The sequence below is a fragment of the Kitasatospora sp. DSM 101779 genome (assembly GCF_025655475.1).
In the GTDB taxonomy this organism is placed as follows: domain Bacteria; phylum Actinomycetota; class Actinomycetes; order Streptomycetales; family Streptomycetaceae; genus Kitasatospora.
The window spans coordinates 4,965,755-4,969,529 of sequence record NZ_JAHTIK010000001.1; the positions used below are offsets into that span (position 1 = coordinate 4,965,755).

Below are 3,775 nucleotides of genomic sequence, written 5' to 3' on the forward strand. Positions count from 1 at the left end.
GCGAGGCCGTGCCGGACGCCGTCCGCGAGCCGCAGCCGGAGCTCCTGCGCGCCCGCGGCGACACGGGCGGCGCGCTGCCCCGCCCGCCGGCGGGCCGCCTGGTCGTCCTTGGCAGCCTCCCGGCGCTCCTGCTGCCGGACGGCCTTCTGCTCGGCGGCGCCCTGACGCCTGGTCAGCCATTCGGCCACCCACTCGGGCTGCACGGCCCCCTCCGCGACCGCCGGGGAGCCGGCGCTCCACAGCAGCAGCAGGCCGAGCACGTGCTTGCACGGGAACTTCCGGCTGGGGCAGGTGCACTTGTACGCGGGCCCGGAGAGGTCGACGCAGGGGAAGTAGGGCGTCTTCCCGCTGCCCTTGCACGAGCCCCACAGCGCGCCGCCGCCCCAGCCCGCGTCCGACCACGGCGCGGGCGCGGACAGCTTGCCGGCCGCCTTCAGCGACGCCTGGTCCGGCGCCAGCGACAGGACGTGTTCGTTGCTCCAGCGTTCCTCCATGCCGACGACGCTAGGGCGGGCCACTGACATTCGAGCCGGCCGAACTGACGGCCGGTCACCGCGCCGGCCGGGCTTGTCAGTGGGCTCGTGCATGGTGGTTCCAGCAGACCGGAAGGGTGTACGAGGAGTCCGCCCCGACCCTGCCGCACCGCGTTCCGAGGGGCCGTCCGCAGCCGTCCCGCGCCGCTCCATGCCGATCTATGCCGCTCCATGCCGATCCAAGCCGATCCAAGCTGCTTCACACCGCCGCACCCCTGCCACAGCCATGCCCGGCGGCCGTACCCAGGAGATGTCGATGACCACCGAGACGACCACCCGTACGAGTGAAGTCCTCCGCCTCCACGCCGAGGACGCCTTCGCCGCCGAACTCGCCGCGCTCGCCGCCGCCGACGACCGCCCCCGCCCCGAGCGCTGGCGGCTCTCGCCGTGGGCCGTCGCCACCTACCTGCTCGGCGGCACGCTGCCCGACGGCACCGTGATCACCCCCAAGTACATCGGCCCGCGGCGGGTGGTCGAGGTCGCCGTCACCACCCTGGCCACCGACCGCGCCCTGCTGCTGCTCGGCGTGCCCGGCACCGCCAAGACCTGGGTCTCCGAGCACCTCGCCGCCGCCGTCAGCGGCGACTCCACCCTGCTCGTCCAGGGCACCGCCGGCACCCCCGAGGAAGCCGTCCGCTACGGCTGGAACTACGCGCAGCTGCTCGCCAACGGCCCCAGCCGGCAGGCCCTGGTGCCCTCCCCGGTCATGCGGGCGATGGCCGACGGCAAGATCGCCCGGGTCGAGGAGCTCACCCGCATCCCGGCCGACGTCCAGGACAGCCTGATCACCATCCTGTCCGAGAAGACCCTGCCCGTCCCGGAGCTCGGCGACGAGACCCAGGCCGTCCGCGGCTTCAACCTGATCGCCACCGCCAACGACCGCGACCGCGGCGTCAACGACCTCTCCTCCGCGCTGCGCCGCCGCTTCAACACCGTCGTGCTGCCGCTGCCCGCCACCCTCGACGAGGAGGTCGACATCGTCGGCCGCCGGGTCAACCAGCTCGGCCGCTCCCTCGACCTGCCCGAGCTGCCCACCGGCGCCGAGGAGATCCGCCGCGTCGTCACCGTCTTCCGCGAGCTGCGCTCCGGCGTCACCGCCGACGGCCGCACCAAGGTCAAGACGCCCAGCGGCACCCTCTCCACCGCCGAGGCGATCTCGGTGCTCACCAACGGCCTCGCCCTCGCCACCCACTTCGGCGACGGCATGCTCCGCGCCTCCGACGTCACCGCCGGCATCGTCGGCGCGGTCGTCCGCGACCCGGTCGCCGACCGCACGGTCTGGCACGAGTACGTCGAGGGCGTGCTCCGCGAGCGGGACGGCTGGAAGGACTTCTACCGCGCCGCCCGCGAGCACGCGCACTGACCCGGCCGCCGCGGCCCCAGCCCACCGAGAGAACCATCCGAGAGCGAGGTCCACGACCATGAGCGCAGAGGTCACCCTGCTCGGCGTCCGCCACCACGGACCCGGCTCCGCCCGCGCGGTGGCCGCCGCCCTGGAGCAGCTGAGGCCCGACGCGGTGCTGATCGAGGGACCGCCGGAGGCCGACGCGATCGCCGCGCTCGCCGCGGACAAGGAGATGCAGCCGCCGGTCGCCCTGCTCGCCCACGTCGTCGACGACCCGGCCAGGGCCGCCTTCTGGCCGTTCGCCGTGTTCTCCCCCGAGTGGGTGGCCCTGCGGTACGCCGCCGACCACGACGTGCCCGCCCGCTTCGTCGACCTGCCCGCGGCGCACACCTTCGCGCTCGCCCAAGCCCCGTCGGGCGTGCCGGGGGGCACGTCCGACGAGGCGGCGGAGGCGGAGGACGGCATCGGCGACCCGATCGCCGCCCTCGCCGAGGCCGCCGGCCACGACGACCCCGAGCGCTGGTGGGAGGACGTCGTCGAGCACCGCGCGCCCGACGGCGACGCCCTCGCCCCCTTCGCCGCGGTCGCCGAGGCCATGACCGCCCTGCGCGAGACCGCCCCGGCCGGCCCGCGCGCCCGCCGCGACGACCTCCGCGAGGCGTACATGCGCCAGCAGATCCGCGCCGCCCGCCGGGCCGGCCACCGGCGGATCGCGGTGGTCTGCGGCGCCTGGCACGTCCCCGCCCTGCAGACCATGCCCACCGTCGCCCACGACCGCGCCCTGCTCAGCGGCCTGCCCAAGGTCAGGACCGAGATCACCTGGGTGCCCTGGACACACCGCCGGCTCGCCCAGCACACCGGCTACGGCGCCGGCATCGACTCGCCCGGCTGGTACCACCACCTCTTCACCAGCCCCGACCGGCCGGTCACCCGCTGGATGACCGGCATCGCCGGCCTGCTCCGCGCCGAGGACCACCCTGTCTCCTCCGCGCACGTCATCGAGGCCGTCCGGCTCGCCGAGACGCTCGCCGTGCTCCGCGGCCGCCCGCTCGCAGGCCTCGGCGAAACCCTCGACGCCGTCCGCTCCGTGATGTGCGACGGCTCCGACGTCACGCTCGCCCTCGTCCACGACCGCCTGGTGGTCGGCGACGCCCTCGGCGAGGTGCCGGACGGCGCCCCCGCCGTGCCGCTCCAGCGCGACCTCGCCCGCCTCCAGCGCAGCCTGCGCCTCAAGCCCGAGGCCGCCGAGCGCGAGCTCGTCCTCGACCTGCGCAAGGACCTCGACGCCCACCGCTCCCGCCTGCTGCACCGGCTGCGGCTGCTCGGCATCGACTGGGGCGCGCCCGCCCGCTCCGCCGTCAACTCCACCGGCACCTTCCGGGAGACCTGGCGGCTGCGGTGGGAGCCCGAGTACGCCGTCCGCGTCGTCGAGGCCGCGCACTGGGGCACCACCGTCGAGGACGCCGCCTGCGGCAAGGCCGCCCGGCAGGCCGCCGACGCCACCGACCTCGCCGACCTCACCGGCCTCGTCGAGCAGTGCCTGCTCGCCGGCCTCACCGGCGCCCTGCCCGCCGTCATGCGGGCACTCGCCGACCGGGCCGCCCTGGACACCGACGTGGCCCACCTCGCCGCCGCGCTGCCCGCCCTCGTCCGCGCGCTGCGCTACGGCGACGTCCGCGGCACCGACGCCACCGCCCTCGACGGCGTCGCCCGCGGCCTCGCGGAACGGATCGGCGTCGGCCTGCCGCCCGCCTGCACCGGCCTGGACGCCGACGGTGCCGCCACCATGCGCGCCCACCTCGACGCCGTCCACACCGCCGTCGGCCTGCTGCCGCCCGCCGCCACCGGCGACCCGGGCGACGACCCCGCCGAGCGCTGGGCCGCGGCCCTCCACTCC

At 76.1% G+C, this 3,775-nt stretch carries 3 protein-coding genes; 2 read left to right on the forward strand and 1 reads right to left on the reverse strand.

Features of this window, described 5'->3' with window-relative positions; all coding sequences use genetic code 11:
* A partial coding sequence (locus KSNIM_RS22720; protein ID WP_263105003.1) for an SWIM zinc finger family protein occupies positions 1-494 on the reverse strand: 494 nt, incomplete at its 3' end.
* 295 nt (positions 495-789) lie between these two features.
* On the opposite strand from KSNIM_RS22720, the gene KSNIM_RS22725 reads away from it, so the two are divergent.
* On the forward strand, positions 790-1,896 hold the full coding sequence (locus KSNIM_RS22725; RefSeq protein ID WP_263105004.1) for an ATP-binding protein: 1,107 nt from the start codon (positions 790-792) through the stop codon (positions 1,894-1,896).
* Positions 1,897-1,954: 58 nt separating this feature from the next.
* Positions 1,955-3,775: DUF5682 family protein (locus KSNIM_RS22730; protein ID WP_263105005.1), on the forward strand; the 1,821-nt coding region annotated here is incomplete at its 3' end.

Coding starts and splice junctions, on each gene's coding strand:
- KSNIM_RS22725 (WP_263105004.1), top strand. CDS start 790: ATGACCACCGAGACGACCACCCGTACGAGTGAAGTCCTCCGCCTCCAC.